At 58.4% G+C, this 19,565-nt stretch carries 14 protein-coding genes; 10 read left to right on the top strand and 4 right to left on the bottom strand.

From position 1 onward, the window contains the following. Positions 1–57: 57 nt before the first annotated feature. From NB063_RS13990 to NB063_RS13965, 6 genes are all read left to right on the top strand, one after another. Positions 58–2,253, top strand: a complete 2,196-nt coding sequence (locus NB063_RS13990; protein WP_250929354.1) for a type II secretion system protein GspD — start codon at positions 58–60, stop codon at positions 2,251–2,253. A gap of 14 nt (positions 2,254–2,267) precedes the next feature. Further along, positions 2,268–2,726 carry a hypothetical protein gene (locus tag NB063_RS13985; RefSeq protein ID WP_250929353.1) on the top strand — a complete coding sequence of 153 codons (459 nt, stop codon included), beginning with the start codon at positions 2,268–2,270 and terminating at the stop codon, positions 2,724–2,726. Between the two features lie 194 nt (positions 2,727–2,920). After that, on the top strand, positions 2,921–4,825 hold the full coding sequence (locus NB063_RS13980) for a 4Fe-4S dicluster domain-containing protein (protein WP_322975197.1): 1,905 nt from the start codon (positions 2,921–2,923) through the stop codon (positions 4,823–4,825). Then, entirely contained in the window at positions 4,822–5,757 is a 936-nt protein-coding gene (locus NB063_RS13975; protein WP_250929351.1) for a hypothetical protein, read from the top strand. The genes NB063_RS13980 and NB063_RS13975 overlap by 4 nt, the downstream gene beginning before the upstream one ends. Next, entirely contained in the window at positions 5,754–8,174 is a 2,421-nt protein-coding gene (locus NB063_RS13970) for a hypothetical protein (protein WP_250929350.1), read from the top strand. Before NB063_RS13975 ends, NB063_RS13970 begins: the two co-directional genes overlap by 4 nt. Then, entirely contained in the window at positions 8,125–8,799 is a 675-nt protein-coding gene (locus NB063_RS13965) for an ATP-binding protein (RefSeq protein WP_250929349.1), read from the top strand. The genes NB063_RS13970 and NB063_RS13965 overlap by 50 nt, the downstream gene beginning before the upstream one ends. Before the next feature lies 1 nt (position 8,800). Here NB063_RS13965 and NB063_RS13960 read toward each other — a convergent pair whose 3' ends face one another. From NB063_RS13960 to NB063_RS13950, 3 genes are all read right to left on the bottom strand, one after another. Then, the gene (locus tag NB063_RS13960) at positions 8,801–9,535 is read right to left on the bottom strand and encodes a 3-keto-disaccharide hydrolase (protein ID WP_250929348.1); all 735 of its coding nucleotides are present in this window, start codon (positions 9,533–9,535) and stop codon (positions 8,801–8,803) included. Between the two features lie 144 nt (positions 9,536–9,679). Next, positions 9,680–11,005, bottom strand: coding sequence for a glutamyl-tRNA reductase (hemA, locus tag NB063_RS13955; RefSeq protein ID WP_250929347.1), 1,326 nt, complete (start codon positions 11,003–11,005; stop codon positions 9,680–9,682). Further along, positions 11,002–11,997, bottom strand: a complete 996-nt coding sequence (locus tag NB063_RS13950) for a cytochrome C assembly protein (RefSeq protein ID WP_250929346.1) — start codon at positions 11,995–11,997, stop codon at positions 11,002–11,004. The genes hemA and NB063_RS13950 overlap by 4 nt, the downstream gene beginning before the upstream one ends. A 389-nt stretch (positions 11,998–12,386) precedes the next feature. Here NB063_RS13950 and dapB point away from each other — a divergent pair, with 389 nt between their 5' ends. The 4 genes from dapB (at position 12,387) to NB063_RS13930 (ending at position 18,074) form a co-directional block, all read left to right on the top strand. Then, a complete protein-coding gene (dapB, locus tag NB063_RS13945; protein WP_250929345.1) occupies positions 12,387–13,247 on the top strand; it encodes a 4-hydroxy-tetrahydrodipicolinate reductase in 861 nt (286 codons plus the stop codon). Continuing rightward, the gene (locus tag NB063_RS13940; protein WP_250929344.1) at positions 13,244–14,119 is read left to right on the top strand and encodes a 1,4-dihydroxy-6-naphthoate synthase; all 876 of its coding nucleotides are present in this window, start codon (positions 13,244–13,246) and stop codon (positions 14,117–14,119) included. Before dapB ends, NB063_RS13940 begins: the two co-directional genes overlap by 4 nt. 101 nt (positions 14,120–14,220) lie before the next feature. Next, a complete protein-coding gene (locus tag NB063_RS13935; RefSeq protein ID WP_250929343.1) occupies positions 14,221–17,517 on the top strand; it encodes a serine/threonine-protein kinase in 3,297 nt (1,098 codons plus the stop codon). 164 nt (positions 17,518–17,681) lie between these two features. Beyond that, entirely contained in the window at positions 17,682–18,074 is a 393-nt protein-coding gene (locus tag NB063_RS13930; RefSeq protein ID WP_250929342.1) for a hypothetical protein, read from the top strand. Between the two features lie 166 nt (positions 18,075–18,240). Here the strand turns inward: NB063_RS13930 and NB063_RS13925 are convergent, their stop codons facing one another. Then, on the bottom strand, positions 18,241–19,512 hold the full coding sequence (locus NB063_RS13925; protein ID WP_250929341.1) for an outer membrane protein assembly factor BamB family protein: 1,272 nt from the start codon (positions 19,510–19,512) through the stop codon (positions 18,241–18,243). Positions 19,513–19,565 lie beyond the last annotated feature (53 nt).

The following is a 19,565-nucleotide window of genomic DNA, read 5'->3' as shown; positions in this document are numbered from 1 at the left end:
GGTGAACGACCTCGTCATCCCTTGAATACCTTTTCCCTTTAAATGAACTGAACGCGCATGGCCACGGAAGGCATAGCGACACGACTATTTCGACGATGGAAGCAGCACCTCTGCTGTCTGTTGATGCTTTCGTCAGCGTGCAGCCTCGGGGTCCCGTCCCTTGATGCCGCCGAGTCAGGACTTGACTCGCCATCGCATTCCGCCGAACTGCCGGCGCCCCGAAACCAGAACGTCGCCACCAGCGTCGCTGACGTCGCACCCTCTTCCTCGCTCGACGCATCGTTCAACCAATCTCAATCCGCCCATGGCAACGCGTCCGTCAACACCCGATCGGGTTCACCGGGCGGCCCGTCGTCAGCCATTGAAGACGCACTGCAGCGGCGGGCCAGCATCACATTCCGCAAAACTTCATTGCAAGAAGTCGTCTTTCTCTTGTCAGACCTCTGGCAGGTCAGCATCGTTGCCGGTGAAAAGGTTACCGGCGAAGTCTCAGGGGTGTTTAGCGATGCGCCGCTGCGAGACGTGTTGTCCGCGATTCTGACGTCATCGGGCTATGGATACACCGCCGCCGGAAACAGTCTGATCATTCTTCCGATCGAGGAAGTCGGCACGGCAAGCCCCGAGTTCCGATCTCGAACGCTGCCCCTGATGATCGCCAACGATCAACAGCGGACATCCACTCTCGAAGCCGCCAAGATGCTACTCAGCGATCGTGGCAAAATCCAAGCGTTCGGCAACGGACAAGTACTCGTCATCGACACCCCCGACCGAATCGCTCAGGTCGAAAAGATGTTTGCGGATCTGCAAGTTCGCGAACCAGCCCCGGGCGGCGCCGCAGCGTCGCTCGCCTCGCCCGCGCCGCTGGGCAACGTCGGATGGTCCAAAACTCGGATCGCTTACTTCACGCCGCAATACACCGAAGCAGCCGAGATGGGCGTTTCGCTTAGCGCCGCCCTCGGCAACGGCAACGCGGTGAGCACAAACGCGAGCACCTCTGCGGTCGACCCACCCATCGTTGCAGTCTATGAAGAAGAAAATCGCATCATGGTCCGCGGCACCGCGGAACAACTGAGCCTCGCCGCCGAAGCGTTTCAGCAGCTCGACGTACCACGCGCCCAAGTCCGCATTTCGGCCTTAATCTATGACGTCACGTTGGAGGAACTTGAAAGCCTCGGCGTGCAGTGGGGACGTGGGAATCTCGGTGGCCAAGCGGTTGCCAAGTCGCTCGAGTTTGCCAGTCTCGTACCGACCGGAGCGATTGCCGAAACCGGCCTGTCCACGTTGACCATGAGTTCGATCAGCAACGACTTCAATGCATCCTTGATCGTCGAAGCCCTCGACAGCAGCGCCGAAGCAAAATTGCTCGCGAATCCGTCGATCACCGTCGGAGATCGACGTGACGCGACCATCAAAATCGTCACGCAGATTCCGTACCGGACTGCCGAAACGCCCGACCAGTCCAGCAGCGATGACGGCACCTCGGTGATCACCCAACAAATTCCAACGGTTGAATTTAAAGAGGCCGGCATCACGCTCGTTGTGCGTCCACGGATCAGCAACGATGGAGTCATCGAAATGGTCGTCAAGCCGAGACACAGCACTCAAACCGGCACGGTGAACTTTCTGCCGATTATCGACGAGCGTGAAGCCGAAACGACTGTTCGCGTCGCCAACGGTCAAACGTTCATGATGGGTGGACTACGACAAAAGAAAGTCGTCGAGAACGTGTTCGGCATCCCCTATTTAAAAGACATGCGATTCGTCGGCAAACTCTTCCAAAGCCACAACACGTCTGTCGTCGAGAGCGAACTGATCGTGTTCCTAAAACCAGAAATTGTCAGCCCGTGTTACACCGGATTGGCACGCGAACGGCAAGCCGCGCGAATCGCGATGCATGAACTCGACCGAATCCCCTACGCGAGTCATTGCCCACAGACCCCGTATTGTAACGATCTCAATTGCCCCAATCATCACCCGCGTGTCCGCATCAATGGCGGCAGTGATGAACTCGAAATGCTCGGTGGATTCGGGATCACCCCGTTTATGATGACGTATCCCGACGAACAGTCCGCCTACATTTCGGGCTCGCAGTCCGCCTACGTTTCCGGCACGGCGATGACACCGAATCTCGTGAACGACGCCGAGGTGAACGCCCCGGATAGCGTTATTCGTTCCAACGCGACCGGCGGTTATCCCGAGGTGCACGTCGCACCTTACCATCTCATTCCCGCACCCACTCCCCTCGCACAGTGAGACATCGCCCCATCATGTTTCACGCACGTCCAGCAACCTGTTTTGTTACCGGCATGATCGCGATGGCGGTCATCGGTTGCGGCATCGAACCGGAAACGATTTCACGGATCGAACAAATGACGCGGCAACAGGGCGGCACGTTTGCCGGGATGGACGATTCACCCGACCTCAATGTCACGCAGACTTCCAACGAAGGCTTCTCGGCCCCGTTTCCCGATCGGCGAGATCCGTTTCATACGACCGATAACAGCACCCCCACGCAAAACAAAAAGATCACCGCCAGCAATGTCAGCGTGATGGGGTTTGCGAAACTCGACGTGCAACAAGCGATTCTGCGGATTGACGATCAAACCCGGTTCGTCGTCGCGGGTGACCGAATCGGCGAAATCGAGGTGGTTTCGATCACGCCGCCACGTGTTCGCCTCAAAAATGGCAATTTGGTCTGGGACGCCAGCATGTTCCAGAACCACTAAAAAACGCCGCCCCAGTCAGTGTGAACGCCCCCTGAGCCGATTCGACGGCCAATCTCAGGCCCGGGCGGTTCCATCGCAGACCGAATCGGCTTGACGCGGCAAGGTCCGAAGGGGTACTCAGCGGAATGAATATGACGGATGTCCCTCGCGGGCCGCCCGCCACTCTGCCCATCCTGCCTGTTCCTCCCCGCTTCATGCCGCCTGTCGACAGCGTTACCGTGCATCGTCCCCGACGTTGGGACGAACCGATGGATCCGCACATGACGGACGCGGATGTTGATTGGCTGCTCGCGAGAATGCCCTTCGCGGGACTCGACGCGAGCCAGTTCCCGAAGTCGATTCCGCTCGACGGAGTGCTCAAAAACGACTGCCGGCTGCATCGTTTTTCTCCCGGACAAGTCATCGTTCGTGAGGGCGACTACGCCAACAGTGCGTTTCTCGTGCTCGAAGGCAACGCGGAACTGATCACCCGCCCACTGCCACCCGACGTTCTCGGACGTCGCGAAGTCGAAAAACGAAGTTGGCCCGAGGCCCTCTGGCAATACCTGCGACCGAGCGGAGTGCGCGAAGCCCGGAAACCACAAGACGTCACGCCTGACGTCGAACTGCATGACCGCCCCCGTACCGAACACCTGCAATCCGACGCGACAGACGAACTCACCGGCGATGCCGCGTCGCAACCCACTTTGTTCCTGCAAGACTTCGCGGGGCTGGTACGGGCCGGGCAAACCGTGCGATTGGTCGCCGGCGAATTGTTCGGTGAAGTCGCAACGATGCTCCGTGGGCCGCACGGTGCGACGGTTGTCGCCGGTGAAAACGCAACGCTGCTCGAGATCCGGTTGCAAGGCCTGAAGATGCTGCAGCGGGATGCAGCGTTCGCGGAACGGATGGAAGAGCATTACCGCGAACATTGGCTCGCGATTCATCTCAAAGAAATCCCGCTGTTGCGATTCGTCCCAGAATCCAATTTAAGAAACGTCGTCGAACACACTCAGTTGCGTTCGTTTGGTCGTTTGCAGTGGAATGCCGACTATTCCAAAACTCGCAAACTTTCACCCGCCGAACAAATCGAGTCGGAGCCGATTGTTGCCCGTGAAGGGCATCACGTGACGGACTTGATTATCGTGCGGAGCGGCTTTGGTCGCGTTTGCCAGAACTACGGTTCGGCGCAGCGAACGACCGCGTACCTGGGCAAGGGCCACGTCTTTGGCCTCGAAGAGATCACGCTCAGTGTTACCGGTGGCAACGGCTCGCCGCTCCCGCTGCAACATTCACTACGGGCGGTGGGGTTTCTCGACACGTTGCATATTCCGGTGGAGTGTTTTGCCCGCGAAGTGCTGCCGCACATCCGCCGATCAGAATTGCCGCCCAATGCCGCCGAGGCGATGTTACATCCGCCCAAAGCGAAGACTTCCGCCACCCCTCGTGAACGCCGCTCGCTCGACCGTGCGAAGGTTGACGACGACGTGCCGATGACCGGTGAAAGCGATACCGAGGATCGAACATCGTCGATGAAGGCATGGGATGACTTGCCGAGTCCGACGGGGACTTCGTTCGAGCCGACCGGGTTACTCGAATTCATCGTCCAAAACCGATACAACAACGGCCGACAAGCGATGATCATCGACTTGCACCGTTGCACCCGCTGCGATGACTGCGTGAAGGCGTGTGCCGACGTGCATGACGGAAACCCGCGTTTCGCACGTGTCGGAAACCGCCACGAACGGCTGCAATTTGTCGAAGCCTGCATGCACTGCACCGATCCGGTATGCATGATCGGTTGCCCCACCGGGGCGTTGCACCGGGACAAAGCCACAGGTCTCGTCCGCATCTCGGAAAACATTTGCATCGGTTGTGGCGTGTGTGCCAAGGGGTGCCCGTACGACAACATCGAAATGGTCGCCGTGTCGGACCCCAAGGGCAGACCTTATCTTGACTCAAAGAGCAACCAACCGATTACCAAAGCGACCAAATGTGACATGTGCAGCGGTCTGCCGAGCGGTCCCGCTTGCGCCGCCGCCTGTCCTCACGACGCACTCGTGCGGATCGACTTGAGCGAATCACCGCCATTGGAAGATTGGCTACGGAGGCGCACATGAGTCTTGTTGAACGAAGGCAGACTGGCGTTCTTTCCACCTCGCAGAAACTCAAAGCACTCGTCGCAACCAGCATCCATCGTTTGAGTGGTGCCGGACGAGCTTACTCGTTCCGTCGTCGCCGCGTGGTCGCCTCACTCGTTGTCGCCGTCGCGCTCGCCGCGGTTGCGGGACTCGTGTCGATCATGCACTCGGCACTGCTGCACACCGGCGTCATGACCGGTTGGATGCTGATGAGCTGTCTCGTGATGTTGATCATGATCGGCATCCGTCGCCGCATCCCGGTACTGCCACTCGGGACGATGAGCAGTTGGACACAAGTCCACATCTACACGGGTGTGTTCGCGATTGGCGTCTTCATCATGCACGTCCCTGCGATCCTTCACGGACGTATGATCGCGAATGGTTATCTCGAAGGCAGCTTGAGTGCGTTGTTTTGGCTGGTCAGCGGATCGGGTGTGTACGGTTTGATCGCCAGTCGCAGATTGCCGTGGCGATTGACCAACGTCGGCGAACAAGTCCGCATGGATCAAATTCCCTGGTATCGTCAACAGATCGCCCACGCCGTCGCAGAAGAAATCCACAACCTTCAAAACCCTGCCGCGATCGCGGTTATCGGCGAATTTCATCGACGCTATCTCAGCCAATACATCACCGGCAAACCGTCGCTGTTCTATTTGCTCATGCCGTCCTCGGTTCGCCGCCGCCGCGTCCTCGCCGGTCTGGTCGAATTGAATCGTTATCTCGAAGAAGAAGGCTGTCGCGTGTGTGGTCGCCTCGCCGCCCTCGTGCGCAAACGTGACGACTTGGATTATCAATACGCATTGCAATTACGACTGCGGGTGTGGGTGATGTTCCACAGCACCACATCGATCGTGTTGCTCGTCATGGCAATCATTCACGGCGTCCTCGCCATGCGGTTTGTCGAGTCATGAAACGATCTCCCCAACGTGATCACGTCGAACTCCCCGCCGCACCACGCGTGCAACATCCCGGCCATCCGTTCCAATGTGGCCGCGGTTACGGCGATGAATCCGCATTCGGTTCATCGGCGGCATCACCGTGCGAGCAGGGCCCTTCGGCATCTGGCGAGTGTCCGCTCACCCGCGTGTGCGCAAAGAGCGGCTCCGCCTCTGCATCCCCAAATCGACAACGCTCCGCCGAATCCCTGACGCCTTGCCGTCCGATCCCTACCTGGGCGGGCAGTCGAAGACGATGGACAGTCGGATCGTTGCTGGTGTTTGCGTTTGCCCTAATCGGTATTTTTGGAACGCCGCTGGCCCCCGAATTCGTCCGCCCGGGTAACCTCTCAACCTCACACGCACAAATCCTTAAGGGCGACCTAACATCCGGTGGGTGTACCGTTTGTCATGGAAACGTTTCCGCGGACGCTTGGATGGCGATGCGAGAATCGGGACACGTCGGCACCGAGTCCACGCTGACGATGTCGGACCGATGCGTCGCGTGTCACCACGATCGCATCCCCACCGAACTTGCCACGTCGGCTCACAACCTAGCGAGCGAGACGCGAATTGCGATCGGCAAACAGCGGCGAGACATATTGCTTGCCTCGTCTCATAACGTGGGTGCGTCGCGGCCGGCTTCAAACTCCGGCGGATCGATCTGGCTACCGCCCGCGGCGATCTCTCAAGACAATGTCGCCTGCAGCGTCTGCCACCAAGAACATCACGGCGCCGATGCAGATATCAAAGCCATCGCTGACACACGCTGCCAATCCTGCCACTCGCAGCGATTCGGTTCATTCGCGACCTCGCATCCCGAATTCAACAATTGGCCGACTACGTCGCAACATGCGATCGCGTTCGACCATTCCCGCCACGCCAACATTCACTACCCCAAAACAGCCGAATCGGCGACGGCGGACTCTTCCGCGGCGGCGTCGCAATTTGATTGCCGAGCCTGTCATATCGTTGACCGGCCACGTGCCGGCATGGCTTCAAAAACGGCGTTGGCAGACTCAATCGTGAGCACGCTTCCTTTCGAAGTCGCCTGTGCGTCATGCCACGACGAAACGCTCGGCGTGCAAATCGCAAACGGGCCGGCATTGATCGAATTGCCGATCCTGCCGCCTGAAATCGCACAGCAAATCGAGTCATGGCCCGCCGACGCGACGGGTTCACCCGATGGCAAATTGTCGGCGTGGATGCTGTTGCTGCTTCGTGATCAAGATCCGAACGTGGACTTCTCGCCGCTGGCCGACCTGTCCCGCGTCGATTGGCAGTCGCCTCAAAATCGCGAACTCGCTGTGCGTTTGGGTCGAGCGGTCCGCCAGTTCGCAATCGCCTTGTCGCTCGATGGACAATCGTTTTTGTTGTCTGCCGCAGAACGCGCGGGCGCCGACACGCCAGTCGCCAAAGCGTTCGCGGCTTCATTTCCAACACAAGTCATGCGGGACGCCGCCTCCGACTGGTTCGGAAAACCTATCGCAAAATCTAACGATCGGTTCTCAGCGAGGAACACCGCTGACGAGCCCGCTTCCATCGACGGCGTACTGCGTTCGAGAGACGAAGACGTGCTCGTCGATTGGTCGGCTTCGCAAGACGAGGACCTGTTGCTTTCCGATTCCGCGTTACCCGACGCTTTCACCCCATCCAACATCGGACCTCCAAACCGAGGTGGTCACCCGGGCGACAATGCGATCACGCAACCGCCCGTGAATTGGGAAAACGAATTGAGCAAACGGTTCGATGCCGCCCGCTCGCAATCACTCGGTGGTTGGTACCGCGATGACCTGACTTTATCGATCCGGTACCATGGGTCGGGACACTCCGACGCGGTTCTGAGAAGTCTGATCGAGATGGCGGCAACATCTCATGGTGAGTTGCGATCGATGGTCGGCGCCCAACCCGCAGTGGCCGCGTGCGTTTCCTGCCACTCGCAGTTGCCATGGCGGGCAGCACCCTCGAACACGCTACGCGATCGTTTGACGCGTTTCTCACACCGTCCTCACCTCGACATTGTCGCACTGCAAAACTGCGAACATTGTCACGCGATGCCCGCCGCAGATTCACCCTCCGAGGTCGAATCCTCGATCGCATTACTGCGTCCAAATTCGCACTCCCACGTCACCTCGCTACAACACGCCATGGGTGTTGTGAGCAACGTCTCGGCGAAACCGGAGACGGACACCAGCCCCGCCGATCACTCGGTAACCCAAGGCGATTCAACGCCGCACGGACATTCCGACTTTCTACCACTCAAGAAAGCGGCCTGTGCACACTGCCATACCGCGAACGCGGCCGGGGATCACTGCACGACCTGTCATCGCTATCATGTGGGTGATGTCTCTTCCCATCCAACCACCGTCGCCCCAATCCAACCCGTTCGCTAGTCGTTACGTGCGACCGGGTTCACTCGCGTTTCGATTCCACAATTCGGGTGAAAACGAGCCGCCCGAAGTCGCCATCAAAAACCTAGTCGATCGACTTCGCGAAGTCCGATGCGGCACGATCGTGGGTGATCATGGCACGGGCAAATCGACGCTACTGAGGGAACTCGCCGCGACGCTCGAACAGGAGATGCCTGGCGGGCAATGGATACAACTCACCGGCCCCGAACCGACATCGAAGATGCCGTTTCGCGATACGATCGCCAACGTGCGTAGCGTGCGGCAACTACAGCGATCCGTCTCGCCGGGCGGCGTGCTGGTGATCGACGGTGGCGAGCAGATCCCCGCCTTCGCACGATGGTGGCTCGCGTGGCGAGCAAGACGAAACGGCCATTTCTGTCTGATAACCAGCCACGCCGACGTCGCCGGTTTCACCACACTCTACCGAACCGGTTTGTCTCCCGATCTCATCAAGGACCTTGTGGAAGAGCTATTGAGCGACGACAAAGTTCCATCGGGAACGGAAACCCGATTGAAACTACAACGGCATCTCGATTCGATTGAATTAGCGAAGGTCAGCAACCTACGTGAGTTGTGGGACGAACTCTACGAGATTGCACAAACTTAAGTTATTTCCACTGCCGCATTGTGATGTTTTTGAATCGAACGGTCATCGCGGGTCCTTGATGCAATTGCAATGCGATGACGCCCGAGTCACGCGACTTTTCACTCTGACGATCGATCAACTTCATTGTCAGGGTTTCATTGATGTAGTGTTCACGTTGGTTACCACGGACGACGACGCGGTAGTCGTTCCATTCTCCCGGATGGATGCCGTTGCCGAGTTCGACCGCATCAGCAAACGTTTCCACTTCCTTCTTGCCTTCGTCGGTCACGACAACGCTTTGCCCACGCAGCGCGAGGATACCGCGTCCTCGTTCCTCGTAGAGGATTCCCGCAAAGCGATTCGCAAAATCGATATCAGCTTGGTACCCCGAGACGACAAACGCCTCTTCGTCGAGCACGACGCTGTGATATTGAATACCCGAGTTACCGCCCTCGATCTTGTACTGCAACGTCAACTCGAAATCACCTGAAACCTCATCATTGAGAATCAAGAATGTGTTCTTGCGGATCGGGTCATCTGCGGACGTTCGCCCGACGATCATCCCCTCTTCCACCGCCCACAAATCATCACGTCCACGCCAACCATCGAGCGTCTCTCCGTCGAACAGCGTGCGAACTTCACCACCCTGGAGTGATCGCGGGGCTTCGGTTGTTTCCGCACCCTGTGCGGCGGACTCTTGAGCGTGAACGTCCACACCGCAGGACAGCATGCAGACAAATGCAAAAGCAGTGATCACGAGAAATCGGGTAGGGATACAGCACACGGGACGGACTCCGGAAGGGGAACAGGCAAAGTGGGAATATTCAGGACCGGCAAACGGGCTCGCGAAAGAGCACCTCGATGAGTGAATCCAATCAACGAGTGGAAACGCGTCACGACGTCAAGGATCATCGCCGAGATTAAACAAATGACGCAAGGCTTCGAGCAGACCACGGGAGTGTCCGGTGGCGGCGTCATCTCGCAACGAGGCCATGGGGGGATGGAGTAATTTGTTGGTCAGCCGATCAAACGACTTTTCGATTTCTTTGGTCATGGCCGCGTCGGTGGAACCGTTGAGTTTGTCGAGCAGTCGCTGCAATTCGGCCGTTTTGACTTGATCGGCACGTTCACGGAGACGGCGGATGACGGGACCGGTGGCACGATGCTGCAACGATTCAAAGAAGCGATCGACTTCTTCATCGAGAATCTTCTTCGCCTTGGGCCACTGTTTTTCACGCTCGCGGCGGTTGCGATTGCACGCCGCTTGAAGATCGTCGATCTGATACAGATACACGCCCGGTTCGTCACCGATCACAGGGTCGAAATCGCGTGGCACGGCAAGGTCGAGGACCAACAGGACGCGTCCCGCTCGCTGAGCGTTCAGGTGGGCAAACGTTGTCGCGTCGACGAGTGGTTCTTCGGCGGACGTGGTTCCGATGAGCAGGTCGGCGGCAATGACCTCTTGAGGCAAGTCTTCGAGCGGTTTGGTTTCAGCCTCAAACAAGCCCGCCAAAGCGGCAGCACGCTCCTGTCCACGATTGACGATGCAGATGTTATCGCCGCCGCCGTTCTTAAGATAACGCAGCGTCTCCTCGGCCATCTCACCGGCGCCGCACACGACAATGCGTTTGCCTCGCAGCGTCTCGAACACTTCCGGGACGACTTCACCGACGGCAACGCTCGGAACGCTCAGCCGGCGACGATGAATCGTCGTTTCGGTTTGCACGCGTTTGGCCGCGCGGTTAGCGGCTTGGAATGCCGCATGCGTGACCGGTCCGGTCGCCCCGGCGAGGTTCGACAAATCGTAAGCCTGTTTGACCTGCGACAAAATCTGGGCTTCGCCCACCACCATGCTGTCCAAACTCGCCGCGACGAGAAACAGATGATCTACCGCATCGCGTCCTTGGCGGACGGCCATGTGCTCGGCGACGAAATCGGCGGGTTTCTCTAAGCATTCGCTTACGAAATCGATCAGGGACTTGCGCACCTCAGAAATCGAGAGCGATCCCGATGCCCCCGCGTTGGGCACCAACCCCGACCCAAACGGTCCACCCGCGGCGTAGAGTTCGACACGATTGCAAGTCGACAAGACGACCAATTCGGCACCGTCAAACCGTTCACCGAACTGCGACAACGCCAGCTCGGATTGTTCGGCCGAAAACGACAATTGCTCGCGAATTTCCACCGCGGCGTCATGATGCGAACATCCGATCATTTGCAGGGTCATGCGACACCCCGCTGCGGCTGGCTCGCCGACACAGCCTGGAACACAAAAGATGTCTGTGTCCCTTTTGAGTTCACCCCCGGGGTTTCCATCATCTCGGAAGCCTGCGGCAAGGCACTCGGCTCGGGTGATACCTCACTCTCGGTAGCCCCGCCACCGTGCGACGTCGTTAACACGCCCGACATCGCCAGCACGAGGAAACCGAAACTCGCCAACGTTAAGTAAGCGACTTTGCGTCCCCGGCTCGCCGGTGCGTACAGATATTCGACCGCGGTCGCCGACGCCAACCAAACAAAGAGTAGCCCGGAAAGCAGGATGCCACGGTTCGTCCACGGAATCTCGCCCCAACGGTTGAGGTTCATGACGACGCCGGAAACCAGACCGCCCCCAACCGCGACCGTGCTGACGACGAGACAGCGACGATTTAGATTCTGCAACGTTTCAAGGGTTGGCAAACGAAGCGCCGATCCGGCCCGTTTGTGTTTCAGCCGCCATGACTGGACCATGTACATCGCACCGGCGAGAAACCCGAACAGCACGGCAGCGGATCCGATCATCATCGAGATCGCATGGACGTTTCGCCAAAACGCGGTCGCTTCGCTGCGGTCAAAAGCGGGTAAGTGGCGAACCGACATCGCCAATGCGATCATCGCAAGTATCGCCGGCAAAAAGAAATAACCGACGACGGTATCAGGTCGACGCAAGTACAGGATCAGATACGCGATCGCCAATCCGAGAGCGACCATCAACGACCAATCCGTCCACGTCGCCAATCGACCGATTTCAGCACCCGCGGGGGACTCGGGGTCGACCATCGTCGCTCGCAGCGACAAATAAACAACGTGGGTAAAGATCCCGACCAGCATCATGATCACCCCCGCCAGTCCACGGCCCGGCAACCGCCGACCTAACAGCCGGAGCAGTTCGATGGCCAGGACAACGAGATAACTGGCGGTGAAGCAGGTGACGGATATTTGCTGGAGGATCGATAACATCGACGTATCTTACACTGAGAAAGAATTTTTTCGTACTCGGCTAATGAGGTGCAAACCCTCGGGACGTCGATTGTATTACTGAAGGATTTCAAATGTAGCGGAACGGCGCAAGCCGTCCGGTCCGGTGACACGGGACCGGACGGTTTGCGCCGTTCCGCTAAAAAAGGCACTAAAGCAATCAACGTCCTCTGGGTTTCTTTCAGCTGGGTTTCTTTCACTAGCGTTTCTTTCACCAAGCTCACTAGCAGCCACCCCACATCGGAAACGGGTGGTGAGCACATGAGGAAACAACGTTCAAAGCCGTGATGCAGGACGACCTGGTTCTCAGAGCCTCGACCCGTACCAGCATGGTGCTGGGCGAAACGCCGAACGAAGAGTAAATTTCGGCCATGAACAACACAATCAAACTCGCGGTCCACGGGGCCGCCGGACGAATGGGACAACGCGTGGTCGCTTTGGCGAGCGGCGCGGACACCGTTGACGACACCTCAGGATTCACGGTGGTCGGGGCGATCGATCATTCCAGCCACCCCAAAATCGGCCAAGACGCTGGCGTCGTTGCCGGAGTCAGGTCGCTCGACGTGCCCGTTTCCGCCGATTGGCCGGAAAAAGCCGAAGTCGTGATCGATTTCTCCCTACCCGAGGCGTTCGACGCTTGCGTGGCTCGGTGCGTCTCGGCCGCCTGCCCGCTCGTCGTCGCCACCACGGGGCTGAGCGATCAGCAAAAGGAATCGCTCGCCGAAGCGGCCCAGACGATTCCGATCGTGTGGGCGCCGAGCATGTCGTTGGCCGTGAATTTGTCGATGCGGATGGCTCAGCAGATCACCAAGGCACTGCGTGACGTCGCCGGTGGCGTGGACATCGAGATTCTCGAGCGACATCACCGCTTCAAGGCGGACGCGCCCAGCGGCACGGCATTGAAGTTTGGCGAACTGATCGCTGACGCCATGAATGCCGATGATCCCGTCAAACATGTCCACGGGCGAGAAGGGCACACCGGCCAACGCTCCCGGAACGAAATCGGTTACCACGCGATTCGCGTCGGCGATAACCCCGGTGAACACACGATCGTGTTCGGGATGCTGGGAGAAAAGATCGAACTCAACGTCGCTGCTAGCAACCGTGACTGCTACGCGTCGGGGGCACTCGCGGCCGCCAAATGGCTGATGCGGGGCAATGATGGCGGGCCCATGCCGGCAGGTCTCTACAACATGTTCGACGTGCTCGGCATGGCCGATGCCGACGCATGAGCGATCGAATCCGCGTCGGATCGGGGCAAAAACTGCACCTGGCCATTTCGACTTGCCCTAACGACACGTTCGCGTTTGCAGCGTTGCTCGAAGGACGTGTCGACACCGGCGGATTCGAATTCGAGATCGATTTGCTCGACATCGATCAACTCAATCAGGGATTGATGAGCGGGCAATTCGACGTCGCAAAAACGAGTTTTCACGCGGCCCTTTCGCTGACGGATGAAATCGTGGTGCTGCCGGTGGGTTCGGCACTCGGGTTTGGTGTCGGGCCGCTGTTATTAGCAGCTCAGCCTGGAACGACGCCACAAGCGAAACCGGACGGAAAAACCGGGCAATTGACGCTTTGCCCGGGCGAGCACACCACCGCAAAATTGCTGTTTGACCTGTTCTATCCCAACACCACCGCCGTCGAGCACGTGGTGTTTTCGGAAATCATGCCCCGGCTCTCCGCCGGAACCGCGGATTTTGGCGTTTGCATCCACGAAGGGCGATTCACTTTCATGCAGGCGGGACTGCACAGCGTCGCCGATTTGGGGGAATTATGGGAATCCGCCACCAATTGCCCTCTGCCACTGGGGGGGCTGGTCATGCGAGTGGAACACGATTCGGACGTGATGCGGCGGGCCAGCGACGTGATCTCGCGGTCCCTGGCGGTCTCACGGGAGAATCCTGACTCCGCCCTGCCGGCGATGCGGAGGTACGCTCAGGCGATGGAGGACGCCGTTTTGATGCAACATGTGGACTTATACGTGAACGAATGGACGGTTGATCTCGGTACCGTCGGGCGTGACGCGCTGCAAAAATTATCTGAGTTAGCGGCTCAAACAAGAAATTCGGAAGAACGTTCGCCGCCTTTACGCGTTCTATAATGAGCATGGCCTGATTTCTTGCCAGAACACGGCAACGAGATTAGTCTGCGATTGGTGACGGAACGCTTCTTCTCTTCTCCCGCTTCCACGTGCACGGCCGCATGGACCCCTCTTCCGCAATCCGACCAGAAGCTTCGACGGTGCACCGCGCCGAGTCGACCGGAGAGGGTGCGTCCACAGATCCACCGGCGATCAACGAACAGGAGCTCGAAGCGGCGGAGACCGTGATTCGCCAAGACCCGCTCGCGGCGTTCCCTGGCGGAGCCTACCCCGATGAGGGATCGGCCCGACGAGGGGATTCGGGCACTGGTGGAAGCGCCGGCGGCGAACCGCCTTCTCGGGGTTCCGGAAGCGGCTCGCTACGGGGCCCCTCGCACCATACCCCCGCATCGCTGACCAGGGACCTGCAAGGTCAACGGCTGAACCACTTCGAGTTACTCGAACAGATCGGCGGGGGCGGCATGGGTGCCGTTTTCCGAGCGGTGGACGAACGACTCGGTCGAACCGTGGCGGTCAAGGTGGTCCCCTTTGCCGCCGGCGACCCGGATCTGCAACGGCGATTCCGCAACGAAGCCCAAAGTGCCGCGAAGCTGGATCACCCGCTGATCGCTCGCGTGTTCGAAGTCGGTAACGATGGTCCTTGGTACTACATCGTTTTCGAATACATCGACGGTCGCAATATTCGTGACATCGTCTCCAATAACGGGCCGCTGTCGCTCGACGATGCCGTGTATTACACCTGCCAGGTCGCCGAGGCGATCGGTCATGCCTCGCGTCGTGGAATCGTGCACCGCGATATCAAACCATCCAACGTCGTCGTGACGGAAGAAAGCTCGATCAAACTCGTCGACATGGGTTTGGCCCGATCGGAGAGCTTCGACACGAGTGAGGACATGACCGCCAGCGGCGTGACCCTCGGCACGTTTGATTACATTTCACCCGAACAAGCTCACGATCCTCGGCTGGCCGACATCCGCAGCGACCTGTACTCGCTTGGCTGCACGTTCTTTTACATGCTCACCGGGTCGCCGCCGTATCCCGGTGGCACGATGCTGCAAAAACTGCTCAACCACGGCAACGCGGCAATCCCTGACATCCGCGAACAATGCGACGAAGCCAGCGACGATCTCGCCGCGATCATCCGGAAGATGCTGGCCAAGCAACCGGACCAACGTTATCAAGACTCACAGAGCTTGATCGCTGACTTGCGTGAGTTGGCCCTGCGTGAAAACCTTCGTCGCAGCCGCGGTGTGGACGTCGTCACGGTGGAAGGCGACAACGCGATGCTGCGCCGGATCCTTCGTCACCTGCCTTGGGTCGTCGCCGCGTCAGTGTTGTTCATCAGCGTGGTCGCGTTGGAAATGGTCTCATGGCAGGAGCGCCGCGAATTCAACTCACAATTGGCAACAACGGTTCCGCCCGACGCACTGGAATCGGTTCCCGTCCTCAATGCGGCGAGCAGCATCGAACGCACCCGCGACGCACTGCCTCGAGGTGCTTTCGGCACGCTGGAAACACCTGGCTACCGCAATCCCGACTTCACCCCATCGACCAACGACGAGGCCATCGGATTTCCGTCACCGATCAACTCCGGCGCATCACTTGGCAACCCAGACGGCGGCAGTCTGAATGCCCCGACGACCGAATTCGGGGCGACGATCGGAGTATCCCCCTCCGCGGGAAATACGGGAACCAATTTGCCGGGACCTGGACTACCGGGGTCGCGAGAGAGCGTCGACCCCAGCGCCGGCCCACGACTCCCGATCATGGGACCACAACCGCCACTGACCGCTCCCACGCTCGGCCCAAACTCCCCTTCCGTCGTTGACGTTTTACCCGGGTTTAACCCCAACGGTTCCCGCGGCATCCCAGAGCTGACTCCACCCCCGACGAGCGTGGCAACGAGTACTAATCCCATCACCGCGTCTGACACGCGTCGAACAGGTATGAATCGATTGCCGGGCGACCCACCAAGCTTGCAGAATTTCCCGTTACCGGTCGGTTCCGATATCGAGCTGGATGAAACAGGCGACGTCGCGTTATCGCCCCGCGTGCCATCCTTCTCCGGCATGGATGTTCGCGACAACGACAGTTCGCCGGTCGCACTCAGCGGTAATGACACCGACCGCTCGACGACTGTCGATCAAACCGAGCGCACCACGATCTTAGATCCTCCACACCTGGTCCGGATCGTCACCGCCGAAGCGATGCAGAGCATGTCGATTCGCGAGAGTGCGGAAATGGATGGCGTGGTGCTGACGACGTCGCTTGCCGATGCGTTGGAGTTAGCCCGCCGCCACCAAGTCGAACAAATCGACATCGACACACCGATGCTGGCCAGTGGCCCGGTCGTGGTCGATGAGGATGACCTGGTAATCGCATCTTCGGTACCAGGCGGAACGGCGATCGTGTTTACGTCGAATCGCGAAGTCGACATGCAACGCAGCGACATGTTGACGATCGGGTCCAATCGGATTGATCTCGTCGACGTGCACCTGTACTGGACCGTCCCGGCGAGCGAGACCGATGGTGGCTCGATGCTTGCCATGAACGATAACCGGCAAGTCCGATTGACGGACTGTTCGATCACAATCGACAACCCGTCACGTCGCGATGAAATTCATGCTTTCAATATCGTGACGGACACAGATTCATCGGAGGTACGTGGCACGCGTCCGACACGTACGTCCACTAGCCCCGCGAATCCGTTGCCGCTGATTTCTATCGAGTTGTACAACGTGATCGTTCGGGGACAGATATCAATGTTGAGGATGGATATCGCCGCGGAACTGCAACTGCTGTGGGAGAACGGATTGCTCGCGGTGTCGCGGCGGATGATCGAAACGGGCGGATCGGTTCAACGCCCGCAACCCAAATCCGGCTCGATACGCTTATCGCTGCAGCGACTCACCGCCTATGTCCCCCGGGGACTACTGGCGATGCGATTGGGGGTGAGCTCGCCGTATCCGGTCGCAATCGAGCGTCAGGCGGAAGAAAGCGTTTTTGTGGTCGACCGCGGAGTTCCTCATGTGGAAATCACGGGAATTTCACGCGAAGACGAAGATCAGTCCTGGTTACGAATCCGCGGCGCCTCCAACGCCTATGAAGCCGACACCACGCTGAGCGATCCATTGTTCGTCGTTCGCGACCAATCCGGCCAAAAAACCACAACAACGTTGAATGATTTAATCGTGAATCAGCCGGTTTGGGCCGATGAAAGAACTCCACGGTGGGTGGTCCGCTGGTCGCAACCGCTGCCGGACTCGATTTCGGTCAGCCGCTTGGTACCGGCCGATTTCCGTCAGGACGGCTCCTTGTTCGCTGGATTCCAAGAAAAAAGCTTGCCTAAACTCCCAATGCAGCGAACATTGGATTTCTCGTTCAACGAGGCCCCCTAGAGGGCAAACGCCGATTTGAGAACCTGGGCCGGGATTTTTTTGATCATAAAATATGTGATCATTTGACTTTGGCCCCCCTCAGCGATTTTAATAGGGCAGCGAAAAGTAACCCTGATCGTGGCTCCCACCTTCTTTACCCACCGATTCAACCCAGGAAAAACTCGATGAAACGTTTGGCTCTCATGTTCGGCCTCTTCGTCTGCCTGACGACCCCATCCTTCGCGATCAGCGAATTCGGCAAACAGTTCAAAGCAGAAGTAATGGAATCCGACGCCTCGGATGACTTCAAGAAAGAAGTCAAAAAGGCGAATTGCTATATCTGCCACGTGAAGGGCAAAGATAAAGACGAAGTCCGCAACGAGTACGGCATCGCGGTTGGAAAATTCCTCGACGCGGAAGACTTCCCCAAGGAATACCTCAAAGACAATCCCGAGGAAGCCAAAGCGAAGATCCTCGAAGGCTTCAAGAAGGCGGGCGCAGAGAAGAGCAGCGATGGAAGCACGTTCGCTGAAAAGATCAAAGGAGAGAAGTTGCCCGCAACCGACGCTGGCATCTAGTCCTCACAATTGTTGAACGGGGGTTCGCGGTCCAAGCCGAACCTCATCGCCAAACGACTCATCCCGCTGGAACCAAAGTTCCCGCGGGATTTTTTATGCCGCGACAGCGTGTGTCTCCGCTCTCGCCGCGACGGTCACATGCGCCTCGCGTCGGCTCTCGTGACGGTTACCGTGAAAAACAAAACAAGTGTTTCTCGCCCCGAATGAAAAGCTCTTCATCGACGGGCGCGGGCGTCGCGTCGATCGTTTCTCCCAATTCATTGGTGGCAACGATTTCGAGGCGTGGTGAATCCTTAATCACAACCACCGTGCCATCACGATCGGAGAGGTAGACATGACCACCTGCGGCGACCGGTGACGCGTAGATATTGTCGAGCCCCCGGATCCGCTGAGCGTTGTAGTGCGGCTTTCCGCTGGTCGCATCCACACAGGTGAGTAATCCAGCTCTCGCTTTGTAAAAATACAACCGATCCTCGGAGAGCAACGGCGACGCGATATCAGGAGTGTCACGTTCGATCGTCCAGAGAACATTGGCGGTGCCCTGTAAATCGCCCCGCCCGGCGACGCGGAACGCCCCCAAATACGAGCCACGAAATCCGCTGGCGATGTAGACGACGCCGTTTCGGTATACCGGAGAAGCCGCCGGGCGTTGGGTTTGCCCGGCGCATCGCCATAATTCTGCCCCCGACTCGAAGTCATACGCCCGGGCGAAATTCTCTCCGTTCATGATGATCTCTAACTGCCCAAGGTGTTCGACCACCAAGGGCGTTGCCCAGTTCGTCGGTTCATCACGATTGATTTCCCAAATCGTCGCCCCGGTCGAACTGTCGAGCGAATACAGCTTGGATTGTCCTTCATGATCCCACGGCATAATCAAACGATTACCGACGAGCGTTGGCGAACTGCCTTCACCAAATCCATTGCGAGTTGTCATCGGTGGAAAGTCGGTGCGTTTCCATACGAGATCGCCCGTCATCGTGTAGCAGTACAAACCCCGTGAACCGAACGAAGCATAAACGTAGTTGCCGTCCGTGACGGGTGATGCAGACGCGAATCCGTTGGTCGAGTGAGTCTCCTGGTGAGGTGTTGCTTCGACGGCAACACGTCGCCACCGTTCCCCTCCCGTTTTTCGATTGAAGCAGAACAGCACAAATTGGTGTTTGGGAATCTCACCTCCGGATACGGGGATCGCGGAAACGACAAAGACGTCGTCGCCCCACACGATCGGCGAACCCGAACCACGTCCCGGAATGGGTGTCTTCCAACGCAGATTTTCCGAATGATTGAACTGCGTCGGTGGATTCGCGGAATCGGAGACCGCGTTCCCATCGGGTCCCCGCCAGTGTCCCCAATTCTCAGCGTGACACGGAAAGGCAAGTCCTCCGACCAACAACAGCATGCTGGCTCGGAACAGAGATGGAGCGAAGTAAGTAGTCATAGAAAGATTGCTTGCGATCGAGACAAGAAGGAGAAGTGGCCGTCAGTATAACC

It is taken from the genome of Aporhodopirellula aestuarii, from assembly GCF_023701485.1.
Lineage (GTDB): Bacteria > Planctomycetota > Planctomycetia > Pirellulales > Pirellulaceae > Rhodopirellula > Rhodopirellula aestuarii.
This window is presented reverse-complemented; position numbering and strand designations above follow the sequence as displayed.

Excerpts from the sequence above, each read along its gene's own strand:
- NB063_RS13990 (WP_250929354.1), top strand. The coding sequence starts at position 58 with ATGGCCACGGAAGGCATAGCGACACGACTATTTCGACGATGGAAGCAG.
- NB063_RS13985 (WP_250929353.1), top strand. The coding sequence starts at position 2,268 with ATGTTTCACGCACGTCCAGCAACCTGTTTTGTTACCGGCATGATCGCG.
- NB063_RS13980 (WP_322975197.1), top strand. The coding sequence starts at position 2,921 with ATGCCGCCTGTCGACAGCGTTACCGTGCATCGTCCCCGACGTTGGGAC.
- NB063_RS13975 (WP_250929351.1), top strand. The coding sequence starts at position 4,822 with ATGAGTCTTGTTGAACGAAGGCAGACTGGCGTTCTTTCCACCTCGCAG.
- NB063_RS13970 (WP_250929350.1), top strand. The coding sequence starts at position 5,754 with ATGAAACGATCTCCCCAACGTGATCACGTCGAACTCCCCGCCGCACCA.
- NB063_RS13965 (WP_250929349.1), top strand. The coding sequence starts at position 8,125 with ATGTCTCTTCCCATCCAACCACCGTCGCCCCAATCCAACCCGTTCGCT.
- hemA (WP_250929347.1), bottom strand. The coding sequence starts at position 11,005 with ATGACCCTGCAAATGATCGGATGTTCGCATCATGACGCCGCGGTGGAA.
- NB063_RS13950 (WP_250929346.1), bottom strand. The coding sequence starts at position 11,997 with ATGTTATCGATCCTCCAGCAAATATCCGTCACCTGCTTCACCGCCAGT.
- dapB (WP_250929345.1), top strand. The coding sequence starts at position 12,387 with ATGAACAACACAATCAAACTCGCGGTCCACGGGGCCGCCGGACGAATG.
- NB063_RS13940 (WP_250929344.1), top strand. The coding sequence starts at position 13,244 with ATGAGCGATCGAATCCGCGTCGGATCGGGGCAAAAACTGCACCTGGCC.
- NB063_RS13935 (WP_250929343.1), top strand. The coding sequence starts at position 14,221 with ATGGACCCCTCTTCCGCAATCCGACCAGAAGCTTCGACGGTGCACCGC.
- NB063_RS13930 (WP_250929342.1), top strand. The coding sequence starts at position 17,682 with ATGAAACGTTTGGCTCTCATGTTCGGCCTCTTCGTCTGCCTGACGACC.
- NB063_RS13925 (WP_250929341.1), bottom strand. The coding sequence starts at position 19,512 with ATGACTACTTACTTCGCTCCATCTCTGTTCCGAGCCAGCATGCTGTTG.